Origin of the sequence: Leptolyngbya sp. 'hensonii' (genome assembly GCF_001939115.1) — a bacterium.
In the GTDB taxonomy this organism is placed as follows: domain Bacteria; phylum Cyanobacteriota; class Cyanobacteriia.
The window spans coordinates 1-16459 of sequence record NZ_MQTZ01000068.1 but is presented as its reverse complement, the minus strand read 5'-3'; the positions used below and the strand labels follow the sequence as shown (position 1 = coordinate 16459).

At 48.1% G+C, this 16459-nt stretch carries 16 protein-coding genes, 31 tRNA genes and 1 pseudogene; 43 read left to right on the top strand and 5 right to left on the bottom strand.

Annotation, left to right across the window (positions count from 1 at the left end):
* The first annotated feature begins 867 nt into the window (after positions 1–867).
* The gene (locus BST81_RS26305) at positions 868–1140 is read left to right on the top strand and encodes a BrnT family toxin (RefSeq protein WP_075601454.1); all 273 of its coding nucleotides are present in this window, start codon (positions 868–870) and stop codon (positions 1138–1140) included.
* 7 nt (positions 1141–1147) lie between these two features.
* Positions 1148–1390: a hypothetical protein gene (locus tag BST81_RS26300; RefSeq protein WP_253188501.1), complete on the top strand. Its 243-nt coding sequence runs from the start codon at positions 1148–1150 to the stop codon at positions 1388–1390.
* A 72-nt stretch (positions 1391–1462) separates the two neighbouring features.
* Here the strand turns inward: BST81_RS26300 and BST81_RS27820 are convergent, their stop codons facing one another.
* Positions 1463–1831: a hypothetical protein gene (locus tag BST81_RS27820; RefSeq protein ID WP_143780513.1), complete on the bottom strand. Its 369-nt coding sequence runs from the start codon at positions 1829–1831 to the stop codon at positions 1463–1465.
* A gap of 402 nt (positions 1832–2233) precedes the next feature.
* On the bottom strand, positions 2234–2554 hold the full coding sequence (locus BST81_RS26290) for a hypothetical protein (RefSeq protein WP_075601451.1): 321 nt from the start codon (positions 2552–2554) through the stop codon (positions 2234–2236).
* Positions 2555–3398: 844 nt separating this feature from the next.
* On the opposite strand from BST81_RS26290, the gene BST81_RS29025 reads away from it, so the two are divergent.
* The 39 genes from BST81_RS29025 to BST81_RS26115 all read left to right on the top strand — a co-directional run bounded on the left by BST81_RS29025 (position 3399) and on the right by BST81_RS26115 (position 12801).
* Positions 3399–3743, top strand: coding sequence for an HNH endonuclease (locus BST81_RS29025; RefSeq protein ID WP_253188500.1), 345 nt, complete (start codon positions 3399–3401; stop codon positions 3741–3743).
* A 396-nt stretch (positions 3744–4139) separates the two neighbouring features.
* A tRNA-Asp gene (locus BST81_RS26280) sits at positions 4140–4213 on the top strand.
* Between the two features lie 162 nt (positions 4214–4375).
* Positions 4376–4449, top strand: a tRNA-Arg gene (locus tag BST81_RS26275).
* Between the two features lie 108 nt (positions 4450–4557).
* Positions 4558–4633: transfer RNA gene (locus BST81_RS26270), tRNA-Cys, on the top strand.
* A 5-nt stretch (positions 4634–4638) separates the two neighbouring features.
* Positions 4639–4713, top strand: a tRNA-Ile gene (locus BST81_RS26265).
* A gap of 2 nt (positions 4714–4715) precedes the next feature.
* Positions 4716–4786: transfer RNA gene (locus tag BST81_RS26260), tRNA-Trp, on the top strand.
* Between the two features lie 144 nt (positions 4787–4930).
* A tRNA-Glu gene (locus BST81_RS26255) sits at positions 4931–5007 on the top strand.
* A gap of 36 nt (positions 5008–5043) precedes the next feature.
* Positions 5044–5128 (top strand) — tRNA-Tyr (locus BST81_RS28330).
* 115 nt (positions 5129–5243) lie between these two features.
* A tRNA-Arg gene (locus BST81_RS26245) sits at positions 5244–5321 on the top strand.
* Positions 5322–5326: 5 nt separating this feature from the next.
* Positions 5327–5409 (top strand) — tRNA-OTHER (locus BST81_RS28325).
* 130 nt (positions 5410–5539) lie between these two features.
* A tRNA-Asn gene (locus BST81_RS26240) sits at positions 5540–5614 on the top strand.
* Positions 5615–5619: 5 nt separating this feature from the next.
* Positions 5620–5696, top strand: a tRNA-Gln gene (locus BST81_RS26235).
* A 34-nt stretch (positions 5697–5730) separates the two neighbouring features.
* Positions 5731–5804: transfer RNA gene (locus tag BST81_RS26230), tRNA-Gln, on the top strand.
* A gap of 51 nt (positions 5805–5855) precedes the next feature.
* Positions 5856–5932: transfer RNA gene (locus BST81_RS26225), tRNA-Leu, on the top strand.
* A 5-nt stretch (positions 5933–5937) separates the two neighbouring features.
* Positions 5938–6014 (top strand) — tRNA-Leu (locus tag BST81_RS26220).
* Between the two features lie 5 nt (positions 6015–6019).
* A tRNA-Pro gene (locus BST81_RS26215) sits at positions 6020–6098 on the top strand.
* Positions 6099–6101: 3 nt separating this feature from the next.
* Positions 6102–6175: transfer RNA gene (locus tag BST81_RS26210), tRNA-Leu, on the top strand.
* Between the two features lie 5 nt (positions 6176–6180).
* Positions 6181–6281: transfer RNA gene (locus BST81_RS28320), tRNA-Leu, on the top strand.
* A 1-nt stretch (position 6282) separates the two neighbouring features.
* Positions 6283–6381: transfer RNA gene (locus BST81_RS28315), tRNA-Ile, on the top strand.
* Between the two features lie 159 nt (positions 6382–6540).
* Positions 6541–6616 (top strand) — tRNA-Lys (locus BST81_RS26205).
* 31 nt (positions 6617–6647) lie between these two features.
* Positions 6648–6723 (top strand) — tRNA-Lys (locus BST81_RS26200).
* Positions 6724–6728: 5 nt separating this feature from the next.
* Positions 6729–6802, top strand: a tRNA-Leu gene (locus BST81_RS26195).
* A gap of 1 nt (position 6803) precedes the next feature.
* Positions 6804–6880 (top strand) — tRNA-Met (locus BST81_RS26190).
* A gap of 1 nt (position 6881) precedes the next feature.
* Positions 6882–6954 (top strand) — tRNA-Thr (locus BST81_RS26185).
* A gap of 86 nt (positions 6955–7040) precedes the next feature.
* Positions 7041–7115: transfer RNA gene (locus tag BST81_RS26175), tRNA-Thr, on the top strand.
* A gap of 4 nt (positions 7116–7119) precedes the next feature.
* Positions 7120–7193: transfer RNA gene (locus BST81_RS26170), tRNA-Gly, on the top strand.
* A 3-nt stretch (positions 7194–7196) separates the two neighbouring features.
* A tRNA-Gly gene (locus BST81_RS26165) sits at positions 7197–7269 on the top strand.
* Between the two features lie 5 nt (positions 7270–7274).
* Positions 7275–7370 (top strand) — tRNA-Val (locus BST81_RS26160).
* Positions 7371–7375: 5 nt separating this feature from the next.
* A tRNA-Arg gene (locus BST81_RS26155) sits at positions 7376–7452 on the top strand.
* Positions 7453–7457: 5 nt separating this feature from the next.
* Positions 7458–7558: transfer RNA gene (locus BST81_RS28310), tRNA-Ala, on the top strand.
* Positions 7559–7735: 177 nt separating this feature from the next.
* Positions 7736–7809, top strand: a tRNA-Ala gene (locus BST81_RS26150).
* 60 nt (positions 7810–7869) lie between these two features.
* Entirely contained in the window at positions 7870–7992 is a 123-nt protein-coding gene (locus BST81_RS29170; protein WP_290439464.1) for a hypothetical protein, read from the top strand.
* A gap of 65 nt (positions 7993–8057) precedes the next feature.
* Positions 8058–8282, top strand: coding sequence for a hypothetical protein (locus BST81_RS26145; protein WP_075601449.1), 225 nt, complete (start codon positions 8058–8060; stop codon positions 8280–8282).
* 338 nt (positions 8283–8620) lie between these two features.
* On the top strand, positions 8621–8857 hold the full coding sequence (locus BST81_RS29320) for an SEC-C metal-binding domain-containing protein (protein WP_363080924.1): 237 nt from the start codon (positions 8621–8623) through the stop codon (positions 8855–8857).
* A gap of 323 nt (positions 8858–9180) precedes the next feature.
* Positions 9181–9744 carry a Uma2 family endonuclease gene (locus BST81_RS26135; protein ID WP_075601448.1) on the top strand — a complete coding sequence of 188 codons (564 nt, stop codon included), beginning with the start codon at positions 9181–9183 and terminating at the stop codon, positions 9742–9744.
* Between the two features lie 219 nt (positions 9745–9963).
* On the top strand, positions 9964–10947 hold the full coding sequence (locus BST81_RS26130; RefSeq protein WP_075601447.1) for a hypothetical protein: 984 nt from the start codon (positions 9964–9966) through the stop codon (positions 10945–10947).
* A gap of 107 nt (positions 10948–11054) precedes the next feature.
* Positions 11055–11402 (top strand): hypothetical protein, encoded by a 348-nt coding sequence (locus BST81_RS26125; RefSeq protein WP_075601446.1) that lies wholly within the window; start codon positions 11055–11057, stop codon positions 11400–11402.
* A 1-nt stretch (position 11403) separates the two neighbouring features.
* Complete coding sequence (locus BST81_RS26120) at positions 11404–11829, top strand: HNH endonuclease signature motif containing protein (RefSeq protein WP_075601445.1); 426 nt, start codon at positions 11404–11406, stop codon at positions 11827–11829.
* A 108-nt stretch (positions 11830–11937) separates the two neighbouring features.
* Complete coding sequence (locus BST81_RS26115; protein WP_143780512.1) at positions 11938–12801, top strand: hypothetical protein; 864 nt, start codon at positions 11938–11940, stop codon at positions 12799–12801.
* Between the two features lie 498 nt (positions 12802–13299).
* Here BST81_RS26115 and BST81_RS26110 read toward each other — a convergent pair.
* A tRNA-Cys gene (locus tag BST81_RS26110) sits at positions 13300–13371 on the bottom strand.
* 234 nt (positions 13372–13605) lie between these two features.
* Here BST81_RS26110 and cpdA point away from each other — a divergent pair.
* The gene (cpdA, locus tag BST81_RS26105; RefSeq protein ID WP_075601443.1) at positions 13606–14403 is read left to right on the top strand and encodes a 3',5'-cyclic-AMP phosphodiesterase; all 798 of its coding nucleotides are present in this window, start codon (positions 13606–13608) and stop codon (positions 14401–14403) included.
* A 1-nt stretch (position 14404) separates the two neighbouring features.
* Here the strand turns inward: cpdA and BST81_RS26100 are convergent, their stop codons facing one another.
* Together BST81_RS26100 and cofG are read right to left on the bottom strand one after the other, a co-directional pair.
* Positions 14405–14791: a hypothetical protein gene (locus BST81_RS26100; RefSeq protein WP_143780511.1), complete on the bottom strand. Its 387-nt coding sequence runs from the start codon at positions 14789–14791 to the stop codon at positions 14405–14407.
* Between the two features lie 330 nt (positions 14792–15121).
* Positions 15122–16087, bottom strand: coding sequence for a 7,8-didemethyl-8-hydroxy-5-deazariboflavin synthase subunit CofG (gene cofG / locus BST81_RS26095; protein WP_075601441.1), 966 nt, complete (start codon positions 16085–16087; stop codon positions 15122–15124).
* A 103-nt stretch (positions 16088–16190) separates the two neighbouring features.
* Between cofG and BST81_RS26090 the strand changes: the two are divergent.
* Positions 16191–16459, top strand: a pseudogene (locus BST81_RS26090) (photosystem II q(b) protein); the annotation flags it as partial.

Here is a 16459-nt window from a genome sequence, read left to right as displayed (position 1 = left end):
GGACTATCTCGGCCTTCTATGACGTTTCTGTCCGTCAGCTTGTAGGTTTGCCGCTGGCTTCCTCCAGACCCTTCCTCACGGAAGCGCCCTTGCCTTAAGCTAGTAGTTGTCGTCACTCGGATCTTTTCGATCATTTGGACGCTGGTTCTCCTACAGGGGACTTTCACCCCATTAGTTCACGCCCGTGCCGGGCGTACACAACTCGGTTGGAGCGGACTGACGAGAGATGCTGGTGGTGTGGCAAAGGTTATCGGTAGCCGCTCAATCGGAACGTTAGCCTGCTCAGAAACTCTGTACTATAAAGGATTTTTTAATGTAGGGACGGCAACTTTAAAGTGTAGAAACGAAGAACATTTCATGAATGTGCTGAGGAGTTAGAAGTACTCAGTCAAGATTTTAGAGATGCTTACATAGATGAATTGAATCTAGATGAACAAAGCTGACAGAAAATATTACAGGAATCTTCTGAAAGGGGTATTGAAATATTACGAGTTCTAGCTCTTTCGATCCGATCAGAACAAGATTTTGATGTTATTCCTTCAATTCGTGTAACTGTTGGTGCTTTGAAACGCTCTGCTAGCACCAGTGAAGTCTCGGCTACATTAAGTAGCTATCAACCACCTTACAGTAGAAGAACTGGCTTCGAGCCTCTGCTACTTAGAGAAGAATTGAACAAAATCACCCATGCAGATCCCTGCAGAGCTGGCTTTTTTGCGGATAATACTGTCCATGATCTTATTCTCTCTGGCAATCAAGGTTCTAACACGTGGATAGCTATTGTGTCGCTCCCTGATCTTTGTCGTGTGATTAAGTCCCTTCCAGACCAAAACGTGCAATCGGTTAGGTGAGTAAAGATACAATAGCTTTATGCAGTTTAACTGGGATGAAAACAAGGCAGAACGCAATCTATCAAAGCATGGAGTCTCATTTGAGGAAGCAAAAACTGTTTTTGATGATCCTCTATATGTTGACTTCTACGATCCAGACCATTCTGAGGACGAGGAGCGTTATCTTATCGTTGGACAATCAAGCCGAGGACGATTGTTAATTGTGTCGTATACCGAAAGGGGCAATTCAATACGCATCATTAGCGCAAGACAAGTGACACGAACCGAGCGAGAAACCTATGAAGAGGGATAAGTCAGAAATGGAAGATGATTTACGGGCGGAGTATGACTTAAAGAGTCTGCGAGTCAGAAAGTTGGGATCTGGACGAAGAAGTTTTGGTGAAGCAATAGTTCGTTTAGACCCTGATGTTGCGGCAATGTTTCCTGACGCTGATGCAGTCAATGAGGCTTTACGTTTTTTGATTAGAGTCATGCATGATAACCAAGCCCTTATCCCAAAACCACAGGTTAACATAGCCTCTGAGCTGGACGAGGTCAAGTAACCTCCTTGAAGAATATTCGTTTGGTCACAAACTGTTTCTCAAGTCTTAAAATTCCGGTTTGTTTATCTAAAACTAGCGTGATGATGGGTGCCCATACATAGAACAGAGCCACAAAGCGTGTAAAAATACAGCGTTATTCCCGTGCATGGCAAAGACTGATGCCAACATTGCCCAGGGGATGAACAGAAGCAGTGCCCCCAGAGAACCCCAAGCAGAACGGGGATGTTGCCACAGTTTTAGCATCAAGTAGAGCACGATGAGTTCGATCGACATCATGCCTAACACACTCACAACCGTAAGGGATGTATCGCTGGCGTAGTAGGTCAATGGTTCGCCCGCAGCAGTCGAAGCAGTGGGTTGATAGTTAACGATCACCAAACTAACTGCAATGCCCCATAGACACAGCAAACTGTAAGTGCGGATATATCGACAGATAATCATGCGGATGTTGCCTCTAAGGTGTGATGCAGTTGGGATTGGGCAGAACAAGGCGTAAACTGTCTGCTATTACTTGGGTGACAGGTCGCGAACAGAGCCTAAAACCACTAAGATGAAACCAATCAGGATGGTGGCGAAAATGATAGGTGCTAATCGATTCATGACCCTCATGGGTAAAAAGACTAGTCCCCATACAATAAAGGCTCCTGCATCAAAAAATAACGCTGCTCCAATTGAACTCATTGTCCCGATAGTCCGATCGCTTCCCCTCCACTTCCCCCGAATTTTAGGGTAGAAAACACACAACGTACTGTAGATGGATAGGACGGTTGGTGCACCCAACAATAGAATCGCAATCATGATTTCAGGCATAGGGAGTAAGTAGCCAGATAGTATTGATGAGGATCAAAACCGTAAGATGAAAATGCCGAGAAGGGATAGCAGCGCGATCGCACCAGAGATGAGCATAGCTGTTATTCCCAGGGATCTAGAAAGCCAATGTTGGGACAAAAGTACTCCCAGAAGTAAGACTTCTCCAGTAGCAGCAGTCCCGATCACTGCCACATAAAGCTGCGCCGCAAATCGATTGATTGGACCACCAAAGCTTCCAGTCGGGTGCAAAATCTCTTGCATGATCCAGGGCAGATGCAAACTGGCTGCGAGGATGATGGCAATTCCCAGGCAAACCGTCAACCCGTTCAGACTGTATTGCAAGAAATGCCGCATTTCATCAACTCCTTTCTGTCAATTTCATCTATGTATGTTTAAGTAGATGGGCGTAATTAAACTGAACATAGCTAGTGGGGGTGAAGGGGGCTTTGCCCCCAGCCCCCCTTCTTACAATTAAATGTAACCACCTACTTATGGTGACGTTGTCGGGAGGATGCAAAAGGTTTGTACGATCTCACCTGTATTTCCGAAGTGCTACCTCGTTTACGTGTATCCATAACCGAACATCCTGAATTTCAATCAAGGGTGGACAGTCTAATGCTACAAATGTAGTATGTAAGCCCCCAGAATTGTAATACAAATACTACGACCTTCCATGATACGCATCCTCACCACATTAGCCAGTGCCATGCAGTGCCGACCCGATTCAGATCTAGGCAGAGTAGCGGCGCTGTTTGTGTTTGTGGGGACGTATCGGTTTAGTGGCGGTAAATCCGTCAGCGAAGGCATTGATAGCAACATCGCCGGACGACTCAATCCGGATCAATTCACTAGCAGCAGGAGGTGCAGGGCAGTCCTGACACCGATATAGGGAAAGCCATATCCACTTCCCCACCCCCCGCTCCTGGTCATCAGAGTCGGGGGTTATTTTTTGAGGAGAAAACTCATGCAGACTGAGCAGCGACAGAAAATTCCCATACTCCAGAACCAGGTCGTGGTGTTCTCCAAGAACTACCTGTCTCTGGCGCGGATCAACCTTAAACGGGCGTTGGCATAGCCTCTCGGAACGAGAATCGTACTCCTAGTTACCGGACAGGCAGAGACTCTGGAGTTCAGCAGCACCCAGCAGTGGAAAGTATGCTCCCCCAGTGTCGTACTACACATCCCAGATCACATTCGTTTGACCGGCGGCAATCCAGAACGGCACTCGAAGCTTCCTCCAGTCAATCAGCGGGAAGTCTTTCGCCGCGACAATCACACCTGTCAATACTGCGGCAGCACCAAGCACCTGACGCTGGATCACATCATTCCCCGCTCAAAAGGGGGAACCCACACCTGGGATAACGTGGTGACCGCCTGCGAGAAATGCAATTCAGGCAAAGGCGATTCTCGTTCCGAGAGGCTTCGCCAACGCCTTCTATATGAAACCGGAATAGTGCTGAGAAGCAAACCTAAAGCACCGATGCATCCCGCTATTGCCTTTGCCGAGCAGTTCTGGAAAGAACAGCAACCCGTTGACACCTAACCTCAAAATCACTGGGAGAAGGCGATACAAGTATTTTTTGACGGTCATTCTCTCCCGTCCCAAAAAGTTGTAGTACCCTCTTGACACTTTGTAGTATGTTGTATTATGCTTGTAGTATGAGATGAGACATAGAGGAGCCAATCCAATGAACACTCACTCCCTTACTAAAAACAATGGTCTCTTGAAGCTCTTAGAGTTCTTACCCACTCATGTTTCTGGTATTTTCACGCCACTTCAAGATGACCCATCAGATCAGGGAAATTCATCTTTCACTCAGTACAAGTAAAAGCGACAGAACATCCAGCAAATCTATTATCTGGAACGGCGCTGCTTTCTTTAATTCCTGCTGATTCATCAGCAAACCTGAACCTTGAAAACTTCATAAGTGCCACCTTTGGGGGTGTAGCTTAGTGGCTCAAAGCAGTCGCCTGTCGAGCGAAAGATCGTGGGTTCAAATCCCATCATCCCCGTACAACTTTCAATTAGTTGTTGTTTAGTGCTTCGCACTAAACAACAACTAATTGAAAGTTGTACAGCCTTGTGGACGTAGCTTGCTTCCCGAAGGGTATAGAAAAGTCGTTCTGGTTCTCAGCCAGAAAGAAGCGGGTGCAACTCCCGTCAAGGCTCCCAATGAGGATGTAGCTCAGATGGACAGAGTACTTGCTTCCGAGGCAAGTGGTCACAGGTTCAAACCCTGTCATCCTCGCTCGTGGAAATTGGCATCACTTGCTCCGAAACCAACAAACGGACGGTTGCAGGATTGGGGTACCCTCCGGGAAGGCAAAGCCTACAAGTCCCCACGTTTCCACCAAATCTCCAGGTCGCCAAGTGGGAAGGTGTTGGTCTGCAAAACCGACTATTCGTGGGTTCGATTCCCACCCTGGAGTCCAACCATTGCAGCGTAGCTTAATGGCAAAGCCCCAAGCTCATAACTTGGTCATTGCGAGTTCAAATCTCGCCGCTGCGACCAATGCACAGATGGTGTAACGGCAGCACAAGGGTCTCCAAAGCCTTTTGTCCGGGTTCAAATCCTGGTCTGTGCGTTCTACGGTGTTCCCTCATCCGAGAAGCCTACATACTGGTCACTCGCCTAACGGCGAAGTAGGTTCGACTCCTACAGCCTCCGCCAACCTTGGAGGCTGAAAAACAGCTTCTCAAACTTGCACGCTGTAGAAATCTCAAAGTTTGGTGCCGTAGGCAAATTGGTAAAGCCGTCGATCTTTCAAGTCGATGCTTGCGGGTTCAACTCCCGTCGGCACTGCCAAATCTTGCTCATCCTTGAGCAGCAAAAACAAATCATAGGTCGGCTCGCCTATCAGCGTGGGCAACTGTCTGTAAAACAGCCGCTTCTTGCGTTGCAGGTGCGACTCCTGCCCGACCTACCAATCATGGAGAGTAAACCAATTAGGACATTGGCGCTGTTTGCTAAACAGATGGATGAACAATTGTGGTTTCTCCGAAGGAGACGCTACGCGAACGAGTCCACTGCTCTCCACCTTTGAGAACGTGGTGTAACTGGATGAACACATCGGTCTACGAAACTGAAGAGTGAAGGTTCAACTCCTTCCGTTCTCGCCAATGATGGAGGGCACCGCTGAATGGTCGGCAACTGGTCTTGAACACCAGGGTAGTCCTTGGGCTAGGGGTTCGATTCCTCTGCTCTCCGCTTGTGGGAAGTTGGTGAAGCTGGTGCTCACGTGCCGCTGTTGGCTTGCCTGTCCGAAGGACATAGACGGCGAGAAGGCAGTTCGTTCGCGAAGCGTCTCCTTCGGAGAATCTTGTCACTTCCCACTCATTGCCCCATAGCTCAATGGCGGAGCGGGCGGCTGTTAACCGCACGGTTGCAAGTTCGACTCTTGCTGGGGCAGCCATTCATTGCCGAGTGGACGACATGGAAAGTCGCTGTGACTCTGAATCACGGAGATGCTGGTTCGACCCCAGCCTCGGCATCCAATTGCGATCGCTAACGAGCGACTAACAAGTCTATTGGGAAGTACGCAAACAGGTAAAGCGACTTGACTTTGAATCAAGTGGTTGAGGGTTCGATTCCTTCCTTCCCAGTCGGGGGGCATGAGAGATTACTGGGTCAATTTCTCTATCCTCCTGTTTCACACTCCTGTAGCCCAATGGAAGAGGCGGCTGTCTCAAAACCAGTCAACGTGCGGGTTCAAATCCCGCCAGGAGTACCAACTATGCTGCTGTAGCCCAACTGGAAGAGGTGCTGGTCTTAGAAACCAGAGGTTGTGGGTTCGACTCCCACCAGCAGTACCAACTATCGGGATGTAGCTCAGCTTGGTTGAGAGTTGCCGCTTTGGAAGCGGAAGGTCGTAGGTTCAAATCCTACCATCCCGACCATTTGCCCTTGTGACGGAACTGGCAGACGTGCTGGCTTCAGAGACCAGATTTTGTGGGTTCAACTCCCACCAAGGGTACTGATGCTCCCGTGACGGAACTGGCAGACGTGCTAGGTCGAGAGCCTAGATTGGGCAGGTATCTCCTTCGGAGACGCTTCGCGAACAAATCCTGTCGGGAGTACCAAGCACCGAAGGCGGAAGTGGTGGACGCGCACGCCCGATAAGCGTGTTATTAGCAGGTACCGCTTCGCGGAAGCAAGCTACAACTCCTGCTCGGTGTACCAAATATCTGGGTGAAAGATGTTCTGGGCGCAGACAGGCGTAGCCCAGTGCCCAGAACATCTTTGAGGCGCAGTGGGAGCGCGTCAGTTCGGGGAACTGAAGGTCGTAGGTATCTCCTAACGGAGACGCTTCGCGAACAATCCCTACCACTCAGACCATTCGGGTCGTTAGCTCAACGGTTAGAGTGGCTGCCTTTTAAGCAGACAGATCAGAGTTCAAATCTCTGGCGACCCACCAAGTTCAACCTTTGGTTGACTAGCAGAAAAACGGGTTGTTAGCTCAGTTGGCAGAGCAGCCGCCTCTTAAGCGGAAGTGCGTAGGTTCAAATCCTACACAGCCCACCAAAGATGCCCCTGTGACGCAATTGGCAGACGTGTCCGGCTTAAACCCGGATTGTTGCGAGTTCGACTCTCGCCGGGGGTACTGCGGGGATGGAGCAACGGCGGCTCGAAAGGTTCATACCCTTTACATCAGCGGGTTCAATTCCCGCCCCCGTCACCAAGCAGGTGTGGTGCAATGGGCAAGCACACGGGTCTCGTAAGCTCGTGGTATGGGTTCAAATCCCGTCTCCTGCTCTAGATGCAGATGTGGTGTAACTGGCAACACAGGGGCTTGGTACGCTCCCGATATGGGTTCAACCCCCATCGTCTGATCCAAATGTGCTGGTGTGGCTCAACGGCAGAGCAACTGTCTTGTAAACAGTCGGTTGCAGGTTCAACTCCTGTCACCAGCCCCAGAATGTGGACATGGTGTAGCGGTAGCATGTGAGGCTTCCAACCTCTTGGTGTGGGTTCGAGTCCCACTGTCCATACCAAACGCGATCGTGGTGTAACGGACAAGCACGGGGAGCTTCCAATTCTCTGGTACGAGTTCGAGTCTCGTCGATCGCTCTCGTAGTCCTGTAGCTCAACGGTGGAGCATCTGTCTTACAAACAGAGGGATGCGGGTACCGCTTCGCGGAAGCAAGCTACAAATCCTGCCAGGACTACCAATTATGGGCGTGTCGCCTAAGGGATAAGGGCATCGGTCTTCTAAACCGACTCGTATAGGTTCGACTCCTATCACGCCTGCCAAACATGGGTCTGTAGCTTAACGGGAAAGCGTCTGCCTTGCAAGCAGAAAAATGTCGGTATTGCCTGCGGCAACGCTTACGCGAACAAATCCGACCAGAATCCACCAAACCTGGGTCTGTAGCTCTAGTGGCAGAGCGCCTAAACCACCTTGTACCCCAATAGGCAAAGCTTACATACTAACTTCCTGTTAAGAAGCAAAAAACAGCTTTGTGAACTTGTACGAGGGATGAGTGCAATTCTCATCGGGAGGCAGTCGGTTCGACTCCGACCAGATCCACCAAATGGGACCATAGCTCAACTGGTTAGAGCGCCTGTCTTGCAAACAGGAGGTTAGGGGTTCAAGTCCCCTTGGCTCCACTGTGACTGTTGGCGAAGCCGCCCCTTTGGGGCTACCCGAAGTGGTGGAGGGGCTGGTTTGTGACACCAGTGTTAGCGAGTATTGCCTTCGGCAACGCTGCGCGAACGACTCTCGTCAGTCACCCCAAATGGGAGGTGCCGCTGAATGGACGGCAACCGGCTTCGAAAACCGGGGTGGGGTAATACCTAGGGGTTCGATTCCTCCACCTTCCGCTTGTTGTTGATCTGAGATATAGGAGGTGATAAAGATGGTACACATTCGATTTGAAGGGCGATCGCTCGACATCCTAGAAACTCAACTGGGAATCACCACAGGCATGAGTGATGTCACGGTCAAAGAGCAGGTTTCTAGACATTTGGATGTCAATACCGATCGACTCTCTGCGTATGTAGTCGATCGCGGAGCGTCCCCGAAGGGGAATCGCCGTCCAAGTGGCGATCTAATCATTCGCCCTGAAGCGGTTTACGGTTAATCATTTAATTCCGCACCCTGACTTGAAAAGCTTACATACTTAGGGATCAGAAGGTTGCAGGTGCGACTCCTGCTTACTCCGGTTGGGGTGATAGCTCAATCAGTAGAGCATCTGAATGTATCAACCGCTTTCCTAACTTGTGCGGAATCGCAAATTCAATTGACACTTCGTGCCCTGACTAAAAAAGCTTACATACTTGCTCAAACGACTCGTCAGGCAGACCAACTTTCTAAAGGACATACCAAGCCAAGCTCTGCAATTTGATAAGAAGACATGAAATTGGCGTTGCCAATGAAATTTATCAGAACTGGAGGTGAGGACAATGAAGCGAACTAATTTTGATAACAACAACCTGGATAACGATTTGGAAGACATCAACGACCTGCAATCGTTCTGCTTTTGAACCTTCTAGCAAACGTCGTCGAGGGTATCCATCAGAGACTGCTGTCAAACGAGGACATCGCATTATCCACAGCGATAAAGAACTGCAAGAAAAGCTGGGCAATAACGATTTGTGCCCTTGCGGTTCTGGGCGTTCCTTTCAAGCGATGTTGCCGAAACAGTGGCAGGTATGACGGTAGTTTACGCAGCCACTACTTTTAGGCAATAGCCTCACCCATTTTCACTTTTACTGGCAGTTGTTGCCGCGCCCCGATCGTCGCTAGGTGAATGTCAGCAAGTATCTGGGGAAACATCTACTTTTAGGGAAGACTACTACAGCTTGCCCAACCTTCGCTACTGACATGCCCTTCTTGTCTGGAACTCCTAATGGAGATTCTAGACACACCGCTGCCTGTGCGGCCCGTTAAGTAGAGTTAAAATAGGGCATGACTCATTAATGAATAAGTCATGCCCCTTTTACGCTGCTATGTTGATTTTGGGCAAAGGAAGATTGCTAATGGTACAAGTGCCAGAAAAAATCATCACCTTGGAAGAGTTTCTGAAGCTGCCAGAGACGAAACCAGCAAGTGAATATATTGACGGGCGCATTATTCAAAAACCAATGCCGCAGGGAAAGCACAGTATTCTTCAAGGTGAATTAGTTACGGCGATTAATGCGGTAGTTAAAAAGCAACGAATTGGCTATGCTTTTCCAGAATTGCGTTGTACTTTTGGTGGGAGATCGATCGTTCCTGATATTTCTGTGTTTGCCTGGAATCGAATTCCGGTTGATGAGAATGGCGACATTGCCAATGTCTTTCCAATTTGCCCAGACTGGACGATCGAGATTCTTTCTCCTGATCAAAGCCCCACAAAAGTGACAGGTAATATTTTGCATTGCCTAAAGCATGGATGCCAAATGGGTTGGCTCATTGATCCAGAAGAGCGATCGCTCCTTATCTACCCAGCAGGACAACAACCTGAATTTCTGCAAGAAGAACATGATGTTTTACCCATTCCCAACTTGGTTTCTGACCTGCAACTTACCATTGCTGATGTGTTTGGATGGTTGAAGCTTTAAAAGCAAGCATTCATAAACAACATTCACCTTCGCAGGAGACTACCACAGCTTGCCCAACCTTCGCTGCTGACACGCCCTTCTCGTCTGGAACTGCTGATGGAGATTCTGGACATACCGCTACCTGTGCGGAAGGATAAGTGAGGTTAGAATGTAGCATTGTCAAAGATTAACAGGCAGTGCAATTTTTATCCATTAAAATAATAAAAGAGAAATTAATGTATGGGAATTTACCACTTTATTGGTGTTGGACGCTCTGTTGGCACTGTAACCTGTGCTGTTGACTACATTGAAAGAGCTTTAGATGAAGTTTCAAATAACACTGGAAATGAAGAAACTATTCAACTTTTTAAGGGTAGTGGAGGAATCAATCATACTGAAGAAAACAAAGGAAAAATTGAAGCATTAGTTCTTTTTACAAGCAAGGAAGTTATTTCAAGAGAAATATTAGCATTTCAATATGCAGGAAATGATACTCCAGGTAACGTGAGAGATGAAATCATAAAAGTTTTGAGACAAGTATGGAAGCGCAAAGATCACGATGAAGGTGGAAAAATTTTTTGGTGCGATGTAGATATTGATAACTATCAGGATTGTTTCGATAAAGTTATCAAGGCTGCCTATCGCTTTAGTCCTATTCGTGGTTCTGGCAAGGAAATATGGTGTAATTTGACGGGAGGATCAAATGCTATTGTGCTTGCTCTTCTATCAATGTCTCAGCTAGCAGGTAAATCCATTAAGCAATATTTGATTTCACAGAGAAAGGAATATCAGAAAGAGATTAAGGTTCCAATGGGTATTAAGATTCGACCGAACCAAGATGGGTACTTTAACACCATCCCTTTTCTAAGAACTTATATTGATACTGTTGGTTTCTATGAAGTTCTTATGGAGCTTGATTCAATTGTTCGACGAGTAGAAACTTCCGAATTGCTTTCACGGCTTAGGAGCAAGACCCAGTTTACAACATTGTCAGAGCAAGAGTTTGTTAGACGATATATGCTGAAGCTCTATGGTCTCGGCTACACAGACTATCAAGTCTCAGATAGAACTTCCGAAATTACTGAACTAGGTCGTCAGTTTATTGAGGAGCTAGGAGATTTGGAGGTAGTTCTATGTCTTGAAGAAAAACTTCTTGATCAAACAATTGATATTGTTCAGGAATCGAAAAAATGGTCATGGTTTCAAGAGATAGATGTTGTGTGAGCAATATCTGGAGGTGATTACGATGAGCGACATGAAGAAGGCGTATGAGGTAGCAGCGATCGCCCTTCTTCCCATTAAAATTAATCTAAGCCTGAACAAAGGAAGTCATGCCTGAAGTCGTGCAAGTCGTGCAGTATGTAACTAATCAGCAAGGAGAGCGAGTTGGAGTTTTGCTTGATTTGGAAACCTATCATCGCCTTATCAGCACTGCTGCATCTGACCAAGAGCATTTGACGGGGTTGAGCCTGGAAGAATTACAGGCATTAGCCAACAGCCAACTCGCCTCGGCTGAACAAACTCAACTTGGCGAGCTACTGACTCAAAATGTTGAAGGGCAACTATCACCTGATGCCGCTGCAACGCTCGATCGCTTGCTGACACAAGTGGATAATTTGAACATCCTTAAAACCAGAGCCAGGTACACCTTACAGCAACTTTACGGAGTCTCAGCGTAGTGTGAGTGCTTATATTCCGGTTGAGTTGCAACGCCAAATCCGTTCTCATTTTGCTGATTGCTGTGCCTATTGCCGAACGGCTGAATCTCTCACTGTGACGATGTTTGAATTTGAACATATCGTTCCATTGGCGAGAGGTGGAGAGACCATCTTTGAAAATCTTTGTTTAGCCTGTCCCTCCTGCAATCGCTATAAAGCGGTTCGTCAAACTGAAACCGATCCAACAACACAAACAGAGGTACCGTTATTTCATCCCCAGCAACAATCCTGGGTCGATCATTTTGAGTGGAATGAGGAAGCTATAGGAATTATTGGGTTAACTCCTACAGGTAGAGCTACCGTTGATGCATTGAAAATGAATCGCCCTCAATTACTACGGGTGCGACGGTTATGGGTCAAGATGGGCGAACATCCCCCAACATTTTGATAAATCAAGATTAGCAATTGTGGAATAGGCTGATCTTATTTGTAGTATATAGTAGTATATTTTGTATTATGGATTTGACTGATCGCTCACTCTCAGGAGGTGATTACGATGAGCGACATGAAGAAGGCGTATGAGGTGGCAGCGATCGCCGTTCGTCAGCGTCTTGCCGAGCAGCGTCCTGAAGACCTGCACGTATTGAACAAGCTGCGCAAGCAGGATGTCGCCGTTTATGCAGGGAGTTTCGATCGCGTCGAAGATATTCTGGCGTGTCTGAATGTCCCTTGCACCATGAACCCAGATGCGTCCAAACTGGATGCTCAAATTATCTTTGTCAACTGCTCCAGTAGCTACGACAAAGCCCTGATTGAACATCTCAGCCAACGGGTGAATGAAGGTAAGTGGCTGGTCAGTTCTGACTGGGCACTGGGACGGTTCATCGAACCTGCATTTCCAGGTATGGTCAAGTTTACCGGACGGGCAACTGGGGATGAGGTGATTTCTGTAGAGCCAAGCCTGAACAGCCTGTGGGCTGATGTAGTGGTACTGGGAGCCGACCCGCAGTGGTGGTTGGAGGGCAGCAGCCATCCGATCTCGATTCTCAATCCTGATAAGGTGGTGATTGAAGCGGCAAGTCATGACCTGCTATCACGGCACAGCGCGCCTGTCGTTGCTGTTAGTTTTGATTGGGGTAAGGGACACGTCTTCCATATCATCAGTCACTTCTGGTGCAAGCGCAGTCGCACGCCCACTCAACGGCATCAGGGTCCCTGCACCGACTTCCTGAAGGCAGGTATGAAGTTGAGCGATGACAGCATCGACAAGGTGTTGGCGATCGCCCAAATCAAAGCAGACACCCTCAACTTTGCCCAACTGCAAAGTGCCGTCACTTCCACTGAGTTGATTGCCCAACTGTGTATCCGAGCCGCCCGTGCGGTTCCTGTCAAGTCGCGTTCAGGAATCTTTGCCTGGTAAGCGGTAGCATTTCATAATCTCCTGCGTGCCCTAACTTGTGGAGCCTACATACGAGTACGAGAGGAAACGTGACACTGCAAGCAGTGGGCGCTTGTGAACGGGGAGTGCAAAGAACCTGGGAGGTGGGCTTAGAAGTAGCCATCCTTGAAAGAGTGTGTAATAACCCACCAGCGGAGCGCCCCAAGTAACTGAGCCAGCGCAGTGCTCTCAAAACTTGCACGCAGGAGATTGATTGAAGCAAAGAAGCGTTTAAACTTCAACAAACCCAGGATTACGATTGGGAGGGAAAGTAGTATGTTTGTTGCCAGTTGGTCATGGGATTCTGGTGCTCCTTAAGGAACCATCAAACATTGATTTTTAGAGATTGCTTCTATAACTCTGGTACTTGCAAATCACCCTTGTTCCCGGCGTATTGCCGATAGATAATTTCTGGCGAGTTACCTACTGTCAGCCGTCACACTATTTTGCGCTGGCATCAGATTCGTTGATTTTTCTTAAAGGCGCCACCCAGATTCGAACTGGGGAGTGGAGGTTTTGCAGACCTCTGCCTTACCACTTGGCTATGGCGCCACACTCATTAGAGTTTTCTAAGTATATCAGCCCTTTTGCCGATTTGGCTGTATCTACTACTGCCCTATGACCAAGATCACCGAAAAATTGCCCTAAGATCTCATTATGAGGCGTTGGAGACCCTGTTCCTTCTGGGTACTATGACCCTAACAGATGTTGGACTGGAGAAAATTTCTTCCGGTCAGTTGCAGTTTCCCATCTTGCTGTGTGACACCAACCCTCTTCGCGACCCCCATGTCTTCAGTTTCCCCCCTCCGCGTGGCTCAAATTACAGATATTCACCTCTTTGCCGATCGCCAACGAGAGTTGCTTGGCCTGCCCACCGCCGACTCCTTTGGGGCAGTTCTACAACGATTGACAGAGATTCGTTCGGAAGTGGATTTAATTTTGTTGACGGGTGACTTGTCCCAGGATGGTACACCGGAGTCCTATGCACAACTGCAATCCCGGTTAATTCCCCTGGGAATTCCAACCTACTGGCTACCGGGCAATCATGATAATCCCATCACCATGCGGCAAATCCTCTATCAGGCTCCAATCCTGCCTCAGAAAGCATTTCGGATTGGAATCTGGCAGTTTATCCTGCTCAATTCAGGCGTACCAGGCCGGGTTCATGGCTATCTCTCACCAGAAAGTCTTGATTGGCTGGATTCTCAGTTGCAATTATCCCGGTGCTATCCTACGACGATCGCGCTGCATCATCCGCCTTTCCTGGTAGAGTCTGCCTGGTTAGACACCAGTACGCTACAAAACTCAGCCCAACTCTTTGCCGTTCTTGATCGTTATCCTCAAGTCAAACTGGTTTTGTTTGGCCATATTCACCAGGAATTTACCTGCCAACAGCGGGGGGTTCATTATCTGGGTGCACCTTCCACCTCGATTCAATTTGAACCGAAAAGTTCACAGTTTTCCCTTGATCAAACAACCCCCGGTTTCAGACTGCTCAACCTCTATGCAGACGGCACTTGGGATAGCCGAGTAGAACGGACAGCTTACAACCATCAGCTCAATCTGGCCGCTAGCGGCTACTGATTTATCCGAACCAGTTGGAGGGTGCAAAACCGGCCCCTACCTCCTGAGGGATGTGATGACTGACCCAGGCTTCCTGATCTTCAACCAAACGGTTAATTTCTTCAGCTACGACGTAGTGCAGTTGACTAGAAATGACATTGGGAACGATCGTGGCATCCACATGCATCTCTTCGTCTTCTTCAACGAGGGCATAACACGCAGGCACACGATTCAAAACATTAGTCATCAGTTGTTGTCTAAGTTCTGGAATGGCAAAGACATGCCGATAGGAATGATAGTGACAGCTGTCCAGAATATCTTCGATTTCCCTGATCAGCAATTTATAGGTAAGATTTGCAATTGATTTCGACATTTTTTTACTCCAGTTAACTTGAGTAAATAAAAACACTCCTCTCCTTTGCCAGCTTGAAGAGAATGAACTGACATGAAGCTGGTGAAAGCCACAAAAATTCAAAAGAACACAAATTGAAACTCTCTTTAAACTCGAATTAAATGTTTTAGGCTAGAGAGCTCAATACCCATGATAATTTCTGCATGTATTTTTAGATTTACTTCTTAACGAATGTTATCAAGGTGTTTACTGGATTAAGTTTTACTGGATGTATCCTTATTCATTACTCGCCTTTTTTTAATATTTTGTAAATGATTATTGAAGAGGGACGAAGCTCTTCCGATTCCAAATTGAATCGGTATCAATAGCAAAAGATATTGATCGGGATTATGTCAGTTTTTCACGCCATTCCTTAACGCTTTGGTAGATGTAATGATCTAACCAATGATCAAATTGCGGGTAAATAGGTAGCCGTGGAACCAACTGCCATCCGGCTTGATTGAGTTGATGGACCAAATCTTGACCCAGGGGATGGGGATAGTCAGGGTTCACTTCATCGATCGGGCCGATGCCGCCCAGATCCCTCGCGCCAACCTGCAGGCAAGCCAGGATTCCGGAGGGCTCAGGGATGAGATTCGGGGGAACCTGTAAGGTGATATCACCCGGTAAAATTTCTCGGGCCAGCGCAATGGTGCGGAGGAACTGATCAAACGGGAAGGTCGTTCCTGCTTCCGATTGCTTCTGTCCAGTGCTGTGGGGCTGCAGAATGACCTCCTGAATATGCCCCCAACGTTGGTGCAACTGGGCGATCGTGGCCAGGGTTTCACATCGATCCTGTTCGCTCTCCCCAATCCCCAACAACAATCCCGTGGTAAAAGGAATTTTCAGTTGGCCAGCCCACTCTAACTGCTGCACTCTCAGTTCCGGCACCTTGCTAGGGGCGTGTCGATGAACAGTCTCTAGAAGCATCGGTGTGATCTGCTCCAGCATCAACCCCATGGAGACGTTAACAGTTCTTAATGATTCCAGCTCAGAAAAGCTTAAAGGACCCGCATTGGTATGGGGGAGAAACCCTAAATCAAGCGCGAGCTGACAAAGCCTGTAGATGTGCTGAAACCAGTCCTGTCGCCGGGGACTGGCCGGATGGACTTCGCCACTGAGAATGAGAATTTCAATCACGCCCTGAGACTGTAGGGGCTTCAGTCTGGCTTCAGCCTCTGCCAGAGTCAACCAGGGGCTTTGTCCTGGAGCAGCTCGAAAGTTGCAATAAGTACAATGGTTAAAGCATTCGAAGGTCGGTACAAGGGTATAGGCAGGGCTATAAGTGACTTTTGACAACAGGGAAAAATTCATTGGAGATTGCTTTACAAAACAAAATACTAACTTTAAGATATGTAAACAGGTGAAGTCACTGACTCCCTGAATTCATTCTGTTGTTACTAATTTATATATAGCCATGACAACTGTTCTCCAACGCGCTGAGCGCGCCAATGTGTGGGAGCGCTTCTGTAGCTGGGTCACCAGCACTGAGAATCGCCTGTACGTAGGTTGGTTTGGGGTTCTGATGATCCCCACCCTGCTGACTGCAACCATCTGCTTCGTGATCGCCTTCATCGCTGCTCCTCCGGTGGACATCGATGGTATCCGTGAGCCTGTAGCTGGCTCTCTTCTGTATGGCAACAACATCATCTCTGGTGCGGTTGTGCCTTCCTCCAACGCAATTGG

Bases quoted from the DNA above. Each gene is read 5' to 3' on its own strand.
- BST81_RS26305 (WP_075601454.1), top strand. From the start codon at position 868: ATGCAGTTTAACTGGGATGAAAACAAGGCAGAACGCAATCTATCAAAG.
- BST81_RS26300 (WP_253188501.1), top strand. From the start codon at position 1,148: ATGGAAGATGATTTACGGGCGGAGTATGACTTAAAGAGTCTGCGAGTC.
- BST81_RS27820 (WP_143780513.1), bottom strand. From the start codon at position 1,831: ATGATTATCTGTCGATATATCCGCACTTACAGTTTGCTGTGTCTATGG.
- BST81_RS26290 (WP_075601451.1), bottom strand. From the start codon at position 2,554: ATGCGGCATTTCTTGCAATACAGTCTGAACGGGTTGACGGTTTGCCTG.
- BST81_RS26145 (WP_075601449.1), top strand. From the start codon at position 8,058: ATGGTACACATTCGATTTGAAGGGCGATCGCTCGACATCCTAGAAACT.
- BST81_RS26135 (WP_075601448.1), top strand. From the start codon at position 9,181: ATGGTACAAGTGCCAGAAAAAATCATCACCTTGGAAGAGTTTCTGAAG.
- BST81_RS26130 (WP_075601447.1), top strand. From the start codon at position 9,964: ATGGGAATTTACCACTTTATTGGTGTTGGACGCTCTGTTGGCACTGTA.
- BST81_RS26125 (WP_075601446.1), top strand. From the start codon at position 11,055: ATGCCTGAAGTCGTGCAAGTCGTGCAGTATGTAACTAATCAGCAAGGA.
- BST81_RS26115 (WP_143780512.1), top strand. From the start codon at position 11,938: ATGAGCGACATGAAGAAGGCGTATGAGGTGGCAGCGATCGCCGTTCGT.
- cpdA (WP_075601443.1), top strand. From the start codon at position 13,606: ATGTCTTCAGTTTCCCCCCTCCGCGTGGCTCAAATTACAGATATTCAC.
- cofG (WP_075601441.1), bottom strand. From the start codon at position 16,087: ATGAATTTTTCCCTGTTGTCAAAAGTCACTTATAGCCCTGCCTATACC.